This window comes from Arthrobacter caoxuetaonis, assembly GCF_023921125.1.
Lineage (GTDB): Bacteria > Actinomycetota > Actinomycetes > Actinomycetales > Micrococcaceae > Arthrobacter_B > Arthrobacter_B caoxuetaonis.
In genome coordinates, this window is record NZ_CP099466.1 from 607,422 (window position 1) to 624,861 (window position 17,440).

Annotated in this window: 16 protein-coding genes and 2 riboswitches; of the genes, 11 read left to right on the forward strand and 5 right to left on the reverse strand. The window is 65.5% G+C overall.

Going from position 1 to position 17,440, the window contains the following annotated elements; translation table 11 throughout:
• Nucleotides 1-139 precede the first annotated feature (139 nt).
• The 3 genes from NF551_RS02830 to NF551_RS02840 are packed head-to-tail and all read right to left on the reverse strand — an operon-like array spanning nucleotide 140 to nucleotide 4,560.
• On the reverse strand, nucleotides 140-1,786 hold the full coding sequence (locus NF551_RS02830) for a DNA repair helicase XPB (protein ID WP_227897545.1): 1,647 nt from the start codon (nucleotides 1,784-1,786) through the stop codon (nucleotides 140-142).
• A complete protein-coding gene (locus NF551_RS02835; RefSeq protein WP_227897546.1) occupies nucleotides 1,779-4,214 on the reverse strand; it encodes a helicase-associated domain-containing protein in 2,436 nt (811 codons plus the stop codon). Before NF551_RS02835 ends, NF551_RS02830 begins: the two co-directional genes overlap by 8 nt.
• Nucleotides 4,215-4,254: 40 nt before the next feature.
• The gene (locus NF551_RS02840) at nucleotides 4,255-4,560 is read right to left on the reverse strand and encodes a hypothetical protein (RefSeq protein ID WP_227897547.1); all 306 of its coding nucleotides are present in this window, start codon (nucleotides 4,558-4,560) and stop codon (nucleotides 4,255-4,257) included.
• 228 nt (nucleotides 4,561-4,788) lie between these two features.
• On the opposite strand from NF551_RS02840, the gene NF551_RS02845 reads away from it, so the two are divergent.
• Genes NF551_RS02845 through NF551_RS02855 form a run of 3 tightly spaced genes read left to right on the forward strand, consistent with a single transcriptional unit; the run spans nucleotide 4,789 to nucleotide 7,038 of the window.
• Nucleotides 4,789-5,172, forward strand: a complete 384-nt coding sequence (locus NF551_RS02845) for a cold-shock protein (protein ID WP_227897548.1) — start codon at nucleotides 4,789-4,791, stop codon at nucleotides 5,170-5,172.
• A gap of 15 nt (nucleotides 5,173-5,187) precedes the next feature.
• Nucleotides 5,188-5,709, forward strand: a complete 522-nt coding sequence (locus NF551_RS02850; RefSeq protein WP_227897549.1) for a DUF3027 domain-containing protein — start codon at nucleotides 5,188-5,190, stop codon at nucleotides 5,707-5,709.
• Between the two features lie 54 nt (nucleotides 5,710-5,763).
• The gene (locus tag NF551_RS02855) at nucleotides 5,764-7,038 is read left to right on the forward strand and encodes an MFS transporter (protein ID WP_227897550.1); all 1,275 of its coding nucleotides are present in this window, start codon (nucleotides 5,764-5,766) and stop codon (nucleotides 7,036-7,038) included.
• Nucleotides 7,039-7,088: 50 nt separating this feature from the next.
• Here the strand turns inward: NF551_RS02855 and serC are convergent, their stop codons facing one another.
• Nucleotides 7,089-8,216 (reverse strand): phosphoserine transaminase, encoded by a 1,128-nt coding sequence (serC, locus tag NF551_RS02860; RefSeq protein ID WP_227897551.1) that lies wholly within the window; start codon nucleotides 8,214-8,216, stop codon nucleotides 7,089-7,091.
• Between the two features lie 231 nt (nucleotides 8,217-8,447).
• Here serC and NF551_RS02865 point away from each other — a divergent pair, with 231 nt between their 5' ends.
• The 8 genes from NF551_RS02865 to NF551_RS02900 all read left to right on the forward strand — a co-directional run bounded on the left by NF551_RS02865 (nucleotide 8,448) and on the right by NF551_RS02900 (nucleotide 15,138).
• Nucleotides 8,448-9,161, forward strand: a complete 714-nt coding sequence (locus NF551_RS02865) for an iron-dependent transcriptional repressor DtxR (protein ID WP_227897552.1) — start codon at nucleotides 8,448-8,450, stop codon at nucleotides 9,159-9,161.
• Between the two features lie 68 nt (nucleotides 9,162-9,229).
• Nucleotides 9,230-9,433, forward strand: a riboswitch (cyclic di-AMP (ydaO/yuaA leader).
• Between the two features lie 3 nt (nucleotides 9,434-9,436).
• Complete coding sequence (locus NF551_RS02870) at nucleotides 9,437-10,201, forward strand: M23 family metallopeptidase (RefSeq protein WP_227897553.1); 765 nt, start codon at nucleotides 9,437-9,439, stop codon at nucleotides 10,199-10,201.
• A gap of 124 nt (nucleotides 10,202-10,325) precedes the next feature.
• Nucleotides 10,326-10,482, forward strand: a riboswitch (cyclic di-AMP (ydaO/yuaA leader).
• Nucleotides 10,483-10,486: 4 nt separating this feature from the next.
• Complete coding sequence (locus tag NF551_RS02875) at nucleotides 10,487-11,281, forward strand: NlpC/P60 family protein (protein WP_227897554.1); 795 nt, start codon at nucleotides 10,487-10,489, stop codon at nucleotides 11,279-11,281.
• 36 nt (nucleotides 11,282-11,317) lie between these two features.
• Nucleotides 11,318-12,100: an NlpC/P60 family protein gene (locus NF551_RS02880; protein ID WP_227897555.1), complete on the forward strand. Its 783-nt coding sequence runs from the start codon at nucleotides 11,318-11,320 to the stop codon at nucleotides 12,098-12,100.
• A 276-nt stretch (nucleotides 12,101-12,376) separates the two neighbouring features.
• Nucleotides 12,377-12,874, forward strand: a complete 498-nt coding sequence (locus tag NF551_RS02885; protein ID WP_227897556.1) for an HNH endonuclease — start codon at nucleotides 12,377-12,379, stop codon at nucleotides 12,872-12,874.
• Complete coding sequence (gene mobA, locus NF551_RS02890; protein WP_227897557.1) at nucleotides 12,874-13,524, forward strand: molybdenum cofactor guanylyltransferase; 651 nt, start codon at nucleotides 12,874-12,876, stop codon at nucleotides 13,522-13,524. Before NF551_RS02885 ends, mobA begins: the two co-directional genes overlap by 1 nt.
• Nucleotides 13,525-13,567: 43 nt before the next feature.
• Nucleotides 13,568-13,849 carry a DUF6457 domain-containing protein gene (locus tag NF551_RS02895; protein WP_227897558.1) on the forward strand — a complete coding sequence of 94 codons (282 nt, stop codon included), beginning with the start codon at nucleotides 13,568-13,570 and terminating at the stop codon, nucleotides 13,847-13,849.
• Nucleotides 13,846-15,138: a molybdopterin molybdotransferase MoeA gene (locus tag NF551_RS02900; RefSeq protein ID WP_227897559.1), complete on the forward strand. Its 1,293-nt coding sequence runs from the start codon at nucleotides 13,846-13,848 to the stop codon at nucleotides 15,136-15,138. Before NF551_RS02895 ends, NF551_RS02900 begins: the two co-directional genes overlap by 4 nt.
• On the opposite strand, the gene NF551_RS02905 is transcribed toward NF551_RS02900, so the two are convergent.
• Nucleotides 15,089-17,440, reverse strand: a complete 2,352-nt coding sequence (locus NF551_RS02905) for an FdhF/YdeP family oxidoreductase (protein WP_227897560.1) — start codon at nucleotides 17,438-17,440, stop codon at nucleotides 15,089-15,091. The two genes, NF551_RS02900 and NF551_RS02905, sit on opposite strands and share 50 nt — an antisense overlap.

Consider the following 17,440-nt stretch of genomic DNA (forward strand, 5'->3'; position numbering starts at 1 on the left):
CAAATCTCTGGCTATTGCCTCTAAGAATCTAGCGCAGGAAACACAAATGCCCCATGGGGAGAACTACCCATGGGGAAAACTATCCGCGGCGGGAGCATGGCAGGAAAGTTACACGGCTCGGACGGAAACCCCGCCTCGGCTAGGCGGGCTTTTCGATGTCCGCAGCGTCCTGGATGGAATAGGCGTAGCCCTGCTCGGCCAGGAAGCGCTGCCGCTTCGCAGCGAAGTCCTGGTCCAGGGTGTCCCGCGCGACGACGGTGTAGAAGTGCGCTGCCCGGCCGTCAGCCTTCGGGCGCAGCAGGCGCCCGAGGCGCTGCGCTTCTTCCTGGCGCGAGCCGAAGGACCCGGAGACCTGGATGGCCACCGAGGCTTCGGGCAGGTCGATCGAGAAGTTTGCGACCTTGGAGACCACCAGGGTCTTGAGTTCCCCCCTGCGGAAGAGGTCGAAGAGCCGCTGGCGTTCCTTTACCGGAGTCTCACCCTTGATCACCGGGGCGTCCAGGCGTTCGGCCAGTTCGTCCAGCTGGTCGATGTACTGGCCAATGACCAGGATCTGGTCCCCGGCATGGCGCCGGACCAGGTCCTCAACCACCTTGGACTTGGTTTCCGACGTCGAACACAGGCGGTACTTGTCGCCGTCTTCGGCCATGGCGTACGCAACGCGCTCGTCCCGCGGAAGGTCCACCCGGACCTCGATGCAGTCTGCGGGCGCAATGTAGCCCTGGGCCTCAATGTCCTTCCACGGAGCGTCATAGCGCTTTGGCCCGATGAGGGAGAAGACCTCACCCTCGCGGCCGTCTTCACGGACCAGGGTGGCCGTGAGTCCAAGCCTTCGGCGGGCCTGCAGGTCAGCCGTCATACGGAAGATGGGTGCCGGGAGCAGATGGACCTCGTCATAGATGATCAGGCCCCAGTCGTTGGCGTCCAGCAATTCCAGGTGCGGGTACAGTCCTCCGCGTTTGAGCGTGAGCACCTGGTACGTGGCAATGGTGACCGGACGGACTTCCTTGACCGCACCGGAGTACTCGCCGATTTCGTCTTCAGTGAGCGACGTGCGCTTGAGGAGCTCATCCTTCCACTGCCGTGCCGAGACGGTGTTGGTGACCAGGATCAGCGTGGTCGTGGAGCTGGTAGCCATGGCAGCAGCACCCACGAGGGTCTTCCCGGCACCGCACGGAAGCACCACCACACCCGAGCCGCCGGCCCAAAAATTCTCCGTGGCCAGCTTCTGGTAAGGGCGCAGGGCCCAGCCGTCCTCGTTCAGCAGGATCGGATGGGGAGTTCCGTCAACGTAGCCGGCGAGGTCTTCCGCCGGCCAGCCCAGCTTGAGCAGGAGCTGTTTGAGCTGGCCTCGCATCGCGGACTGCACCACCACGGTTTCCCCGTCGATCCGGGGGCCGAGCAGCGGCTGGATCTTCTTGGCGTGCAGCACTTCCTCAAGGACGGGATAGTCATTGGTCCGCAGCACCAGCCCGTGCTGTGGATCCTTCTCGAGCCGGAGCCGCCCGTAGCGGGACATCGTCTCTTCGATGTCCACGAGCAGGGAGTGCGGAACCGGGAAACGGGAATACGTGAGCAGGGTGTTGAGTACCTGTTCGGCGTCCAGGCCCGCGGCGCGGGCGTTCCACAGCCCCAGGGGCGTCAGCCGGTAGCTGTGGATGTGCTCGGGAGCCCGTTCGAGTTCCGCAAAAGCCGCAATCGCGTGGCGGGCTTCCTGGGCTTTCTCGTGATCCACTTCCAGCAGGATGGTCTTGTCACTTTGGACGATCAACGGTCCGTCAACCATGTGCTGGGCTGCCCTCCACTATTTCCACATCCATTATCCGGTGTATTGACACTACGCGCTCAACGTCGCGCCGCGGATCGAAGACCCTGACCCGGCCCTCGCCTACCGAAAGGGGAACGAAGATCTCCTGCCGTTCATTCCCCTGGCTGTCCACCACTCCCATCCGCACGGAACTCTTGGTGCGGATGGCCTTGCGCAGCGTCTCCAGCCCTACCAGCGGCATCGACTCATCATTATGTTTGGCCACAGCCGGCCCGCGGCCGCGGAGCGCAGCCAGCTGGGCATCCAGGTCCTCATCACTGAGTTCCCATTGGTTCACCCGGGTACTGGACGACGACGGTGCCGGCACAGGGGGGCGGACATGGGAACCGTTGGCCTCGCGGGCCCTGCCTTCCATGACCGGCGCGTAGCCGAGGCCGCGGATAGCCAGTGCGAGTTCCTGCGGCGTGGCAGCGGAGGAAACCACTGTCGGCGCAATCCGCGTCAGCCCCAGCGGCGCGGAGCGGGGATCGGCAACCAGCGCGTTGAGCGCTGCCTCGTCGTCACTGCGCAGGTAGGACCAGGCTGCACCGATGCGCAGGCGCCCATGGCGGCTGGCGGTGTCTTCCACGAGGTAGCGCAGCGGCTGCGGAACCTCGGTGGCAGAGTAGTGGGACAAAAACTCCAGGATCGAGGCGGCGTCCATATCGGCATCAAGGGCGCGGCGGATGGAATCTGCCGAGAAGCGGTAGATCGCGGCAGGTCCGCGGCCCTCGGCATCTGAGATGAGGGAGAGCTGCCGGGCGACTGAAGGATCCAGGTAACCGGGTGCCACCGCGGTCAGGTCGGCCTGGAGCAGGAATGAACTCAGGGGTGCCGGCAGGGCCTGGTTTAGCCTTCCGGTCGCCCTCCCGAAATCGGAGGCGGCCACCGCGTGGCCGAGTTCAGAGAGGGCACCCGATCCGATGAGGCCCAGCTGGGCAGCCTCCTTGAGGATGCCCGGAACCAGGCGGGCGAACCTGCGCTGCAGCCTGGGCTGATGCCAGGTCAGTGCGCCGATCAGGTCCTCGACGTCGAACGCTGCCGAATGGGTTTCCTGGCCAACGCCCGCGGCGGAAAGTTCGGACAGCATTTCCAGGGCCCGGCGCCGCACGAGGGGCGCATCCGGGCGCGAGAGCTCTCCGGCCAGGGCATTAATCACTCCTCCGCCGGGCAGCGGTCCGCCCACCAGCGAGGGCGCCCGCTCTGCCTCCAGCCAGGATTCCACCAGCCGGCGCCACTGCAGCTCGCGGTCCAGGGTCAGCCAATCGGTTTCGGCAGTTCCCCACCGTGCGGTGGCAGCATCAAGAACCAGCAGGCCGGAGAGGGCAGCCAGCTCCAACAGCCAGGCCGTACCCATGGGGTCCAGCCGCAGTGCTTCGGAGACGCGCCGCACCTCCCGCACGCCCACTCCGCCCGACCGCAGGGTTCCAATGGGTGCCTCCGCAGCGACGGCCAGCAGTTCGGTCATGAGGCGCAGGGTTTCAGCTACCGCTCCGAAGGCCGCGTTGTCGCGCAGGGTATTCGGCACCGCCCGCGGTGTCGGGGACACAGGCTCAAGCTGGAAATCAGAAACGATGACATGGCCGCGCGACGCCTGGCCTACGGGACGGGGCAGCTCCACATGCAGGGCATCCAGCGGCACCAGCAGGCCGTGCGCGACGAGCCATTCGACCGGAGTCGGCGAGGGATTATCCAGCACGGCGCGGCTGATGGCGGCCTTCTTCGGGATGGTCCCGACAGGGGAGTACTTGAACCGGCGCAGCAGGTCCCCGGTCTGCGGCGGTGCGTCAGCCAGGAGGGCGTTCCAGCCCGCCGGGTCCGAGACCAGGTGATGCAGGGAATGTGCCGCCGTGGCGGGAGTGTCTGCCTTCTCGATGGGCAGGCCGCGCTTTCTCAGCCCCTCCACGATCTCGACGAGGCGTTGCCCGAACTCGGGCTGCTGGGCAGCGAGCGTGGAATACGGACGGCCAAGCCCTGCCGGGTAGGCGCCCAGCGCCTCACCCAGAACGGACACCGGCAGGTAGAAGCGGCGTCCGGCGTCGGCCTTCGGGGCGCCGGGGTGGGGGCGGGCACGGCGCAGCAGCGCCAGCTGGTGCAGGTAACTGAGGATCGAATCCAGGGCCTTGATGGTTGAACCGGCGATCGAGGCCTTCAGCCAGGAGGCCGTTGTGCTGAGGTGTGAGTCCTCATTGGTCGTGAGATCCAGCGCTTCGAGGACCTGCATCTGGGGAGCCGTGAGCTTTTCCAGCGCCCGCTGGACGCTGATGCGCGTGGATGCGCGGGCCGCCAGGGCCTGGAAATCCGGCACCGGAGGAAGCACCAGGTCAGGCCGGGCGGTCAAAAGCTCACGCAGTTGTTCGTCACTGCGCGCTGCAAGGTCTTCGGCCAATGCTCGGATCGCGGACATCGTCCAATACGTTACCCGAGTGGAGGCGAAAACAAACGGGTCAGCCTCGCCGCCGGCGCACGATTGAGTCAATTACCAGCCCCGCCATCAGCACAAAAGCGATCGGCAGGGCGTAGAAAGCGCCGGCAGCAAAACCGGGCCAGACGCTTTCGCCGCGCAGCGCTTCCAGGAGCAGGGCAGCAAGGCTCGCGACGCCGGCAAGCGCCAGCAGCGCGGCCAGCACCGTCACAATCAGCCGCAGCGGTGAACGGGGGGTGCGGGGGGCAGCTCCGGCGCCCTCGGAATGAGCGGGCCCGCCGGGAGAGTTGGCAGCAGATTTTCCCGGGTGCGGGAGGCGTTCGTCCATGATGTTTAACGCTAACAGCTAAAATTTCCGGCCATCAAAGCGGACACTGGAGTGCGATTAGCAGCGTCGGGATATTCTAAAGGGAACAGACTTCACCGTAGTATCTCTGGAAGTGCCCTGCCGCCCGGCTGGGAGAGCGATGCAGGGAATCAACGGAGATTCGCTGCGGATGCACCACCGTATGCGGCGGGACCGCCGCATCCATTAGCTAAGAACGAGGTAAGCGAAGTGCCCATCGGCAAGGTCAAGTGGTTCGACACTGGCAAGGGATTCGGATTCCTGGCCACTGACGACGGCCAGGAAGTTTTTCTGCATGCCTCCGCACTTCCCTCCGGTGTGAGCGAGGTGAAGCCTGGAACCCGCATGGAGTTTGGTGTGGCGGACGGCCGCCGCGGGCCGCAGGCGCTTTCCGCGCGCATCCTGGAAGCTCCGCCCTCGGTGGCGAAGGCCACGCGCAAGCCGGCTGACGACATGGCCGTGATTACCGAAGACCTTATTAAACTGTTGGACGGCATTTCCAACGGACTGCGCCGGGGCCGGTACCCCGAGAAAAAGCACGCAACCAAGGTTGCTGCAGTGCTGCGGGCCGTCGCCGATGACCTTGACGCATAGGGGCAGATCCACGCAGTGAACACAACCGACACCTTCGTTCCAGAAGAGCCGAAAAAACCCGCGGCACGGAAGCCCCAGCGCCGGCCCTCCAAACCGGACGCCGTGCTGGCAGCTGCCGTGGAGACGGCACGCGCCGGGCTCCTGGAAGTGGTGCCGGAGGTCCAGCTGGGAGAGTGGATCGGGGCAGTGCCTGAAGCTGACCGGCTGGTCACCCACCGGTTCCAGGCGAATCGGGCCGGCTACCGCGGCTGGCAGTGGTACGCCACCGTTGCGCGGGTTCCCCGCGGAAAGGTCGCCACGGTCTGCGAAGTCGGACTGCTGCCCTCCGAGGACTCTGTCCTGGCTCCGGAATGGGTTCCGTGGTCCGAGCGGCTCCGTCCGGAGGATGTTGCTGCCCAGGCAGAAGTAAAGGCAGGGGAGCGCGCAGAGAACGCTGCCCCCGAAAATGAGGAACCCCGGACCGGGGCTGAAGAGCAGGAAAAGGCAGTCGAACCGGAAGAGGACGCAGCCGACGGCGCGGCCATGGAGGACGAATAACAGTTGAGCAGGCGGAACCAGGTTCTTGATCCCGGAAGGGAGAAGTGAATCCACATGTTCCGTTCGCTTCGCATCTTCAACTACCGCATCTGGTTCATTGGAGCCCTGGTCTCCAATATCGGCACCTGGATGCAGCGCACGGCCCAGGACTGGCTGGTCTATGACATCCTGACGAACCAGGATGCCGCGGCCATGGGCATTGTGATGGCGCTCCAGCTTGGACCCCAGCTGCTGCTCGCCCCCTGGGCCGGGCTCATCGCCGACAGTTACGACCGGCGAAAGGTCCTGCTCACCACCCAGGTATCCATGGCTGCCCTGGGCGCCGGGCTGGGATTGCTGGTGCTCTCGGGACATGCGCACCTGTGGCACGTCTACGCTTTCGCGCTGGCGCTGGGTGTCGTCTCGGCGATTGACGCCCCGGCCCGCCAGAGTTTTGTCTCCGAGGTGGTCTCCGAGGAGAACCTGCCCAACGCCGTCGCGCTGAACAGTGCGTCCTTCAACGGTGCCCGCATGGTCGGCCCCGCAGCAGCGGGCCTGCTGACCGTGGCGGTCGGGCCCGGCTGGGTGTTCCTCATCAATACCGTGACTTTTGCGGCGATGGTCCTGGCGCTGCTGAAAATGCGCAGCGCGGAGCTGCGGGTGCTGCCCAAGGCGCCTCCGGGCAAGGGGCGCATCCGGGCAGGGCTGAAGTACGTGAAGTACCGGCCGGACCTGGTCATGGTCTTGGTGGCGATCTTCATCGTGGGCACATTCGGCCTCAACTTCGCCGTATATATAGCAGCCATGGCCCGCACCGAGTTTGGCCAGGACGCGGGAATCTTCGGTCTGCTGAACTCGATCATGGCCATAGGTTCTGTCTGCGGGGCACTGCTCTCCGCCCGGCGGGAACGCCCGCGGCTGCGCTTCATCTTCGGGGCTGCGGGAGCATTCGGGGTTTCCTGCCTGCTTGCGGCGTTCTCCCCGAACCTGTGGATCTTTGCCCTGTCCCTGATTCCCACCGGGCTGTTTGCGCTGACCCTGATGACAAGCGCAAATGCCTATGTGCAGACGACGACGACCCCCGTCATGCGCGGGCGTGTCATGGCGCTGTACTTCGCCATTTTCATGGGCGGGACGCCGCTTGGTGCGCCGATCGTGGGTTGGGTGTCCAACGCTTTCGGACCGCGGTGGAGCCTTGGGGTCGCGGCGGCATCGGGCATCATCACCGCCGTGGTGGGACTGGTCTGGGCCTGGCGTTCCCACCATCTGCGCCTGCACTACGACCGCACCGTCCGGCGGCGCCTCTACCTGACGACCCGGGAAACGGAACAGGACCCCAAACCGCGGTAGCGGCGGGGCCCTGTTCGTGCGGCTGCCCGGCGGGTGCCGGATGCCTGCTGCTAGGAATGCTCGATAACGTAGTCGATGCACTGCAGCAGTGCGCTGACGTCCTCGGGTTCGATCGCCACGAACGTCGCGATGCGCAGCTGGTTGCGGCCGAGCTTGCGGTACGGCTCAACGTCCACCACGCCGTTCGCGCGCAGGGTCTTGGCGATCCCGGCAGCGTCGATCGAATCGTCGAAGTCGATGGTTGCGATCACGTTGGACCGGTCTTCGGCCCGGCCAACAAACGGCGTGGCGACGGAGGACGCTTCGGCCCAGGCATAAATACGGCCTGCTGAGTCTGCCGTGCGGTCCGTGGCGAACTTCAGCCCGCCGTTCGAGTTCAGCCACTCCAGCTGGGCGTTCAGTGTCACCAGGGTGGAGAGCGACGGCGTGTTGTAGGTCTGGTTCAGGCGTGAGTTGTCGATTGCCGTCTGCAGGTTCAGGAAATCGGGGATCCAGCGGTCCGATGCGTTGATCCGCGCTGCACGCTCAATGGCGGCCGGGGAGAACATGCCAAGCCAGAGCCCGCCGTCGGACGCGAAGTTCTTCTGCGGTGCGAAGTAATAGACATCCGCCTCCGAGAGGTCGACGTCGAGTCCGCCGGCAGCGGATGTCGCGTCGATCAGGACCAGGGAATCCTTGTCCGCACCTTCGACCCGGCGGACCGGAGCCGCAACGCCCGTGGACGTCTCATTCTGCGGCCAGGCGTACACGTCGACGCCCGCCTCGGCCTGCGCCTCGGGACGGGTTCCGGGCTCCGCCTTGATGATGCTGGATGCGGACAGGAAAGGCGCCTTGTTCGTAGCCGCAGCGAACTTGGATCCGAATTCACCGAATGAAAGATGCTGTGCCTTGTTCTCCACGAGGCCGAATGACGCAACATCCCAGAACGCCGTGGATCCGCCAACGCCGAGGACTACTTCGTATCCTTCGGGAGCGGAGAACAGCGAGGAAAGTCCCTCCCGGACGCTGCCGACCAGGTTCCGGACCGGAGCCTGGCGGTGGGAGGTGCCAAGGAGCTTTGCTCCGGCACGGGAGAGAGCCTCCATTTGTTCGGGGCGGACTTTGGAAGGACCGGCACCGAAACGTCCGTCCTTTGGAAGAAGATCTGCAGGGATGGTAAGTGCGGTGGTTTCGCCCATTGTTGTATTTGCTCCAAGCGGGTTGGCAGGGTACTTCACGTACCTTTCCATTCAACACCCGGCGGCCGTGACGTTCCTATTTGTGACCGGGTGCCCTAAGGTGGCCCGCGCCATGGTGTTTGGGCCCGTTTCGGTGCGATGGGCTAACGTGGAACCGAACCTGCGGCGCGGTCTGCGCCACGCCGGTTTTCCATCCCTTCTCTTCCGCACGAATGCTAGGAGCGGCTGGTCATGACGGACCTCATAGACACAACTGAGATGTATCTTCGAACCATTCTGGAACTCGAAGAGGAGAACATCGTGGCTCTCCGGGCGCGGATTGCCGAGCGTCTGCGCCATTCCGGTCCTACGGTCTCCCAGACCATCGGCCGGATGGAACGCGATGGCCTGGTTGTGGTTTCGGGAACCCGTCAGCTGGAGCTGACCGAATTCGGACGCCGGCGGGCAACGGAGGTCATGCGCAAGCACCGCCTGGCCGAGCGCCTGCTGGCCGACGTGATCGGACTGGACTGGGCCTACGTCCATGACGAGGCCTGCCGCTGGGAACACGTGATGAGCGAACGGGTGGAACGGCGGCTCTACGACTTGCTGGGACACCCCACAGAGTCGCCCTACGGGAACCCCATTCCAGGCCTGGAGGCGATTGGCGGGCTGCCCTCGGCGCAGACAACCAGCTGCCTGAATTTGGTCTCGGCGGTGGGTTCTGCCCAGCCGGGAGAAGAGATGCTGCTGGAACGGCTGGCCGAACCGATCCAGGTGGATCCCGAACTGCTGACCCAGCTCGATGAAGCCGGCCTGCGGCCCGGCGCCACCATTACGGCGGAGGTGGTAGGCGGCTATATCTCCGTGCGGGTTCCCGGGATTGAAGGCGCACTGGAACTGCCCGCGGAAGTGGCATCCCACGTCTTTGTCGCGCAGCCCGCCCGCGACATTCCGGTGTCCTGATAACGGAATGGTATCTTTTCGACTTTTTACCCTATAGTTGCATCTGACTACAGCAACCCCACCGCTTACCGGTCCGACAGCCGAACCCTGCCACTGGACCGCAGGTGCAACCGTTCGAAGGCAGGGGCGGAGGACCCAATCACCGGCAGCAGGGCTGCCTTGGGGTGAAGCCTCCGAGCAGCATGGAATCCTTGCGGATCCCGTGCGTCAGAGGCCGAGTTTTCTCTACTCGAATCCGACAGCTAACTTCGCAGGCTTTGCAGAGAGGGAAAAACTTGTCGAAGCATGCAGCTTCGGGCAGGCGCAGAGCCGAAACACCGGCTGCACCGCTGCGCCCACGCTCCACCGACCGGTCAACAGGCCGGCGCCGCGCAGAAACAGTCCAGCGCCCCCTTGGGGCGTCGGCACAGAAGCTGGCCATTGGTGCTGCGGCATCGGGCCTGGTCCTGACGGTCGCCCTGCCTACGACCGCTGCTGCCGATATTCCGATGGAGCAGCCCACGCCGTCAGCGGCACCTGCCGTGTCGGCGGATCCGAACGTCACACTGAGCTTCGACCGGGCGGCGCTTACCAGCAAGTTTGATCCGGACGCCAAGCTCCAGGGGCTCACCGTGGCCGGAATGGACGTCACGCCGGCCGCGGCCAAGGGCACACTGGCCACGCCGCTGGAATCCGAACTGGTGCAGGCCTCGTCCTTCGGTTACCGGGTCAGTCCGATCACGGGAGCAGCGGGAGAGCTGCACACCGGCCAGGACTTTGCTGCTGCCTGCGGGACCGAGGTCACGGCAGCAGCCAGCGGCACCGTTACCTTTGCCGGGTGGCATGCCCTCGGCGGCGGGAACCGCGTGGTCCTCGATCACGGCAATGGCGTGGAGACGACGTATAACCACCTTTCCGCCATCAGCGTGTCTGTGGGGGATAAGGTCCAGCGCGGCCACTTGGTGGGCGCCAGCGGCAGCACCGGCGCATCAACCGGCTGCCATCTGCATTTCGAAGTAATGGTAAACGGCACTGCTGTCGACCCTCTTGGGTGGTTGTGATCCGCTCAACACGCTTTCGTGACCTGAGCGTGACATTTCCCTGATGTTGTTATATTCTCGTCACCGTGCCTGGTTCGCAAAGACCGGGCACTCTCGAACAGTTCGCCGAGCTCTGCCACTGTCTGAGATCCGTTCGCAAAAATCGCATGGCAGAGGCGGGGGAACCAATTTTGGGTTTCGTAAGAAGCCCTAGGGGTTAAGTTGCTGGACCTAGCCGTCCGCAGCCGGGTGACTCCCATCCGAATCCGACAGCTCACCTCGCAGGCGTTGGGAGAGGCAAACACTGTGTCATCAAACACGTCCGGACGCCACCGTGCGCCCGCAGTCCAAACCAGCCCGCTTACGGCGCTTTCCAAAGCCGTAACCGCCAACGCAGGATCTGTCGGCCGTCAGGCCGCCGTCGTCGTCGCAGCTTCCGGCCTCGTCCTGGCCGCAGGTATGCCGGCGCAGGCCGCACCGGTCTCCACTGACCGCCAGGCACTGGAATCCACCCCCCTCAACGTTGTGACCTCCAACGGGACCGTCACGGTCTCCGAGCAGGCACCTTTCGAACTTCCGGTTGAGCCCCTTGCCGGCTCGCTTTCCGGTGCCGAGATCCGCGCCGAAATTGCGGCAGCCGAGCTCGCGGCAGCCGAAGAAGCCGCAGCGGCACTCGCCGCCCAGCAGGAAGCCTATGCAGCCCAGCAGGCCGCAGCCGCTCCCGCAGCCGCAGCACAGGCCTCCACCGGCCTCACCACGGCGTCTTCCGCTCCGGTGGCCGAGGTTAGCGCCAGCGGCGTTGCAGCCGGACTGGTAGCTTCTGCCTACTCGCAGATCGGCGTGGCGCAGGACTGCACCGCCATGGTCGAGAAGGCACTGCGCTCGGTCGGCAAGTCCGTCGGCGACCTCGGTCCCTCACAGTTCTTCGCTTTCGGTGCCGTGGTTGGCACTCCGCAGGCAGGCGACCTGGTAATCACCGGCGGCCACGTAGCCATCTACGTCGGCAACGGCCAAGTCATCTCCGGTGGCCTGAACGGCATGAACACCGGCCTGCACTCCCTGTCCGACCTTCCCGGCGCAAGCTTCGTCCGCGTCAGCTGACGCGCGGTTGCCTGAAACTACGGAGAAACACCTTCCATGACCTCGACAACTGAGCGCGCGCGCCACCGGGCTCCTGTCCAGCGCACCAGCACCCTCACCGCCCTGGCCGGCGCAGTCAGCACCAACGCCGGCACGATGGGCCGCCAGGCCGCTGTCATCGCAGCAGCCTCGGGCCTGGTACTGACCACCGGCGTCGCAGCAAACGCTGCCGGCGCGGAGACCTCCCGTGACGTGCAGACCAGCAAGCTGGATCTCTCCTCCATCCCTCTTCAGGTCCCTGCTGATGCAGCAGGCCTGGAGCTGAAGCTCGCACAGGTACCCGGCGTTATTGCTGCCGAGCAGTCTGTTGTGGAAGCAGAAACCGCCGAAACCGCCGAAACCGCCGACATCTCGGTGCAGTCGCAGGAGGTCATCGCTCCCGCAGCGCAGGCCCAGGGCACCGGTACAGCTGCTGCTGCACCCGCCCAGGCGGCTCCCGCAGTTGCCTCCGGTGTCGGCGCGACCATCGCGGCCGCTGCCTACGCACAGCTGGGCGTGATGCAGGACTGCACCATGCTGGCAACGAACGCCCTGGCAGCTGCAGGCATCAACTACCACGGGTGGCCGGCCGGTTACCTTTCCCTCGGCCGCACGGTGGGTGCAGCTGAGGCGCTTCCGGGCGACCTGATCTACTACGCCGACGGCGGCATGGGCCTGGCCCACATTGCTGTTTACGTCGGCAACGGCCAGGCCATCCACGGCGGCTTCTTCGGAAACCAGACAGTGGTTGCCCCGGCAGAGCTCGGCTCGGGCGGCGTCTACATCCGCGTTGGCGGCTAGCAGTACCTCTTCTTGACCTAGCAGTACCTTTTGACACAGCAGTACCTTTTGACACAGTCCGGCGAAGGACCTTCCCCCTCGGGAAGGTCCTTTGCTGGTTCTGCCCGGCTATAGGCGCGGCCGCTCGGCACTCCGCCGATTCCTTGCCTTTCCTTCCCCTTAAATGGCGCGATTGCCTCCCGCGGCTTACTCTTGCAATCAAGATTCGAAGTACCGCGGTGTAAAGGTGGGGCTGCTTCTCCGCCTGCACCGGCGGGCAGGCGAAGAGGAACGTGCATGCGAACCTTGGTTCTGAATGCCGGCTACGAACCGCTGGCTGTCGTAACTTTCAAGCGCGCGCTGGTGCTGGTGCTCACCGGCAAAGCGAGCGTGCTTGCAGAAAGCGGCGATCCGGTGGTCGGCCCCACGGACGTCTTCGGACGCCCCTCAGTGATTCTCCTCAACCGCTACGTGAACATTCCCTACCGCGAGGGAACGGTCGCCACGCGGCGGGGTGTCCTGAGAAGGGACGGGCACTCCTGCGCGTATTGCGGTAAGCAGGCCTCAACCGTTGATCACGTGGTGCCGAAGTCCCGCGGGGGAGAAGACAGCTGGGAGAATCTTGTGGCCTGCTGCCTGAGATGCAACAACCACAAAGGGGACAAGACGTTGAACCAGCTCGGATGGAAACTGCGCTTTACTCCCCGGCCACCCAGGGGTGCCCGGTGGCAGATCCGTGAGCTGGAGCAGCCCGCAGCCCAGTGGAATCCCTTCCTCGGCGATACGGCAGCCTAGTGGCACTGCCGGAACCGCCCCCGCCTGCCTATGACGCCGTCGTCCTGGCCGGCGGACGCTCCTCCCGGTTGGGGGGTGTGCCCAAGGCGGAGCTGGTCCTCGGGGAAAACAGCCTGCTTGAAATCACCCTCGACGCCGCTGCCGGAGCCCGCGAAATAGCCGTCGCCGGACCTGACCGGCTGGAATCAATGCTGCTTAGGCACGGGGATAACTGCGTTCGCGTCCGTGAGGATCCTCCGTTCGCAGGCCCGGCCGCGGCAGTCGGCGCCGCCCTCACGGTGCTTGACCAGCGGTCCGCTGCCCGCGGCCGCCCTGCGCCGGAATGGATACTGGTGCTGGCCTGCGACATGCCCGGCGTGGCCCGTGCAGTTCCCGCCCTGGTCGCTGAAGCCGCCCGGGATCCCCGAGACTCCCTCATGGCAGTCGATGCAAGGGGCAAGGCGCAACCGCTGGCGGCACTGTACCGGAGCGCCGAGCTGCGGCGCTGCGTGGCAGCGCGTCCGGAGGGACTGGAGAATCTGTCAATGTTCAGCCTGCTTGCTAGGGTGCAGTGGAGAGAGGTCGCCGTTCCAGCGGGAAGTACCGCGGACGTGGACACCTGGGAGGATGCCGGAAGATGGGGCATCAGCCCGGGTAACCGCACCGCCTGAAACCTGCTGCTTCCGGTGCTACGCGACGGACAAAGGAGCCACTATGGGAACCCAGCAGCAGCAACTTGAAGCTTGGACGCAGCGCCTGCTGCAGTCCTTGGAGCTCGAAGGCACAGAGGTGGACATCGACGCGGTCCTCGACTTGGCCGCAGCAGCAGCACACAACGTCGTGCGGCCTGCTGCACCGCTCACCACCTTCGTCGCCGGGCTGGCCGCCGGCCTGGCTGCGGGAAGCGGGCAGGCTGATGAGGCACTCGCCATGCGGGCAGCTATCCGGGCAGCCCAGCGTGAATGCGACGCCGCCGGGACGCAGGAGCAGAAGTGAACGGCGCCGCACCCCTCATTCTGCCGCTGCAGCCGAACACTTCCTGGGAACAGGCACGGCGGGCTTCCCACGCCGCGGCCCGGCCGCTGCCGTTTGAGACGGTCCCGCTGGCTGAAGCACTTGGCCAGACACTTGCCTCCGACGCCGTTGCCCTCCAGCCCGTGCCGCACTACCCGTCGTCCGCCATGGATGGCTGGGCCGTGGCCGGAGCACCGCCGTGGACGCTTGTGACGGCCGAAGAGCCCGAACATGAGCGCTGGCAGATCCACCGCGAATCGGGCCGCCGTCCGCTGCAGCGGGGACAGGCCGTGCCGATCCTGACAGGTGGACTGATTCCGGCCGGAGGAGAAGCGGTGCTGCGTTCCGAAAACGGGGTGCTGCGTCCCGGGGATCCCCAGACCATCGTTCCGGGGCCTTCTGCCCGGGCTGACGAACCGCGGCCCGGTGAACACATCCGCCCGGCGGGGGAGGAAGCAGCAGCAGAAGAAACCACGATCCCCGCGGGGACGGTGCTGAACCCGGCCCACATCGCGCTGGCTGCGGTCTGCGGCCATGACACGCTGCCAGTGCTGCGGGCCCCACGGGTTTCGCTGCTGTTCACCGGGGACGAAGTCATCGAGTTCGGCCTGCCGGACTCCGGTCAGGTGCGGGACACCTTCGGCCCCCAGCTTCCGCAGCTGGTGGAAATGCTCGGCGGCAGGATTGATGCCGTGCGGCGGCTTCCGGACCGGCTGGAGGACGTCGTCGCGGCGCTGAGCACCGATGCTGTGGACGAAGCGTCCCTGGCGATGTCCTCCGGCGATGTGCTGGTGACCACCGGCGGCACGGGAACATCAGAGGCGGACCATTTGCGCCGCGCGCTGGAGTCCGTCGACGCAGAGCTGCTGATAGACGGCATCGCGATGCGTCCGGGCCACCCCACCCTGCTGGCACGCCTTCCCGACGGCCGGTTTGTGGTTGCCCTGCCGGGCAACCCCCTGGCCGCGATGATGGCGGTGTTCACGGTCCTGGAGCCGCTGCTTGACGGGCTTCGCGGCGCAGCGGCGGCACCGGAGCGCCATGTGCTGGCAGGGGTCAGCATCGACCCGATGCCGGGCAAGACCCGCCTGGTGCCGTGCCGCATCCAGGACGGGCGTGCCATGCCCTCGCAGTACTACCGCTCAGGCATGCTGCGGGGACTGGCCGACGCTGACGCCGTGATGGTGGTACCCGAAGGCGGCTGCAGCCCCGACCAGAGTATTACTGCGCTGCCGCTGCCGTGGCCGGTGAAGCAGGCTCCAACCGGATAATCACCGATTTCGATGTGGGGGTGCCGCTGACGTCAGCAACCGAGTCCAGCGGCACCAGCACATTGGCCTCCGGGTAGTACGCGGCGGCACAGCCCACAGGGGTGTTGTAGGCGACCGCACGGAAGCTCTCGGCGCGCCGCTCCACCCCATCCTCGTACTCCGAGACCATGTCCACCAGGTCACCGTCCTTGAGTCCGGCCGCCGCCAGATCGGCGGCATTGACGAAGACGACCCTCCGCCCGCCGTAAATGCCCCGGTAACGGTCATCCTTGGCATACACCGTGGTGTTGTACTGGTCGTGCGCACGCAGGGTCTGCAGGATGAGGCGGCCCTCGGGCACCTTGGGGTACTGCAGTTCATTCGCCGTGAATCGGGCCTTGCCCGTCGCAGTGGCAAACTTCCTGCCGTCACGGGGGCCGTTGGGAAGCACAAAACCTCCGCCGCCCCGCTTGATCTTGGACTCGAAGCCCTCGAACCCGGGAATGACGTTCTCGATGTGGCGGCGGATCACGGAGTAGTCCGCACGGGCAGCCAGCCAGTCCAGCTGCGGGGCGTTGTTCCGGAAGGGCGCTTTGGTCCCGGTGAAAAGCCGTTCCGCGAGTTCGCTGACGATCGCAACCTCGGAGCGGACCTGCGGGCCGGGCGGGTCCAGCCGCCCCTGGGATGCGTGGACGGCGCTCATCGAGTCTTCCACAGTGACCCGCTGGTCCCCGCCGGCCTGCGTGTCGCGGTCGGTACGGCCCAGGGCCGGAAGGATGAGGGCCCTGGTGCCATGGACCAGGTGCGACTTGTTCAGCTTGGTGGAGACCTGGACCGTCAGCGCCGTGTTGCGCAGGGCATCCTCCGTGACCAGGGAATCCGGGGTCGCGCGGATGAAGTTGCCGCCCATGGCCATGAACACGCGGACCTTCGAATCCCGCATGGCACGGATCGCGTTGACGGTGTCGAAGCCGTGGCGGCGCGGGGACTGGAATCCGAATTCGTCGTCGAGCCGGTCGTGGAAAACTTCCGGCATGCGCTCGAAGATTCCCATGGTTCGGTCACCCTGGACGTTGGAATGTCCGCGCACCGGGCACACTCCGGCTCCCGGACGGCCGACGTTGCCCTGAAGCAGCAGGACGTTAACGATGTCGCGCAGCATCGGTACGGAATGCTTGTGCTGCGTCAGACCCATGGCCCAGCACACCACGGTGGATTTCGATGCGGTCAGGCGGGCGCCGGTGGCTTCGATCTGTGCGCGGGTCAGGCCGCTGGCAAAGCAGATTTCATCCCAGCTGGTCCGGCGGAGTTCGGCAAGGTACGCGTCCAGCCCGTCTGTGTAGGACTTGATGAAGGCATGGTCGAACACGTTCCCGTGCTCTTCCTCCTGCTCGAGCAGGTATTTGCCGAGTCCCTGGAAGAGCGCCTGGTCCCCGCCCAGACGAATCTGGAGGAAGTCGTCGGCGAGCTGGGTTCCGCCGCCGAACTTGGTGCCGAGGATGCCCGACGCCGTCTGCGGGTTGTCGAAACGCAGCAGTCCCGCTTCCGGCAGGGGATTCACCGCGATGATGGTCGCGCCGTTCTTCTTGGCCCGTTCCAGGGCGGTCAGCATCCGGGGGTGGTTGGTGCCGGGATTCTGGCCGGCCACGATGATCAGGTCCGAGCCCTGCACATCGTCCAGGCTGACGGTGCCCTTTCCCACGCCCAGGGTTTCGGTCAGCGCCGAGCCGGAGGATTCATGGCACATGTTCGAGCAGTCGGGCAGGTTATTGGTTCCGATGCCCCGGACCATGAGCTGGTAGAGGAACGCGGCCTCGTTGGATGTCCGTCCCGAGGTATAGAACACTGCCTGGTCGGGGGAATCCATGGCGCCGAGTTCCTCGACGATCAGGTCATAGGCAGCGTCCCAGCTGATGGGGCGGTAATGGGTGTCACCGGCCTCGAGCACCATGGGGTCAGTGAGCCGGCCCTGCTGGCCCAGCCAGTAGTCGTCCATCTCCAGCATCTCGGCCACGGAGTGCTCAGCGAAGAACTCCGGCGGAACCCGGCGCTTCGTGGCTTCTTCGGCTACGGCCTTGGCCCCGTTCTCGCAGAACTCTGCGGCATGCCGCTTGTCTCCTTCAGGCCAGGCGCAGCCGGGGCAGTCAAAGCCCTTCTTCTGGTTGACGTTCATGAGGGTCTGCGCGCTGCGGAGCGCACCCATCTGGTCGAAGGAAATACGCAGGGAATTGATGACGGCCGGAAGGCCGACGGCATGGGTCTTGGGTTCACCCACCCGCAGTTCGGATTCGTCGATTCCGTTCTTCGGAGCCTTGCTTGGCAC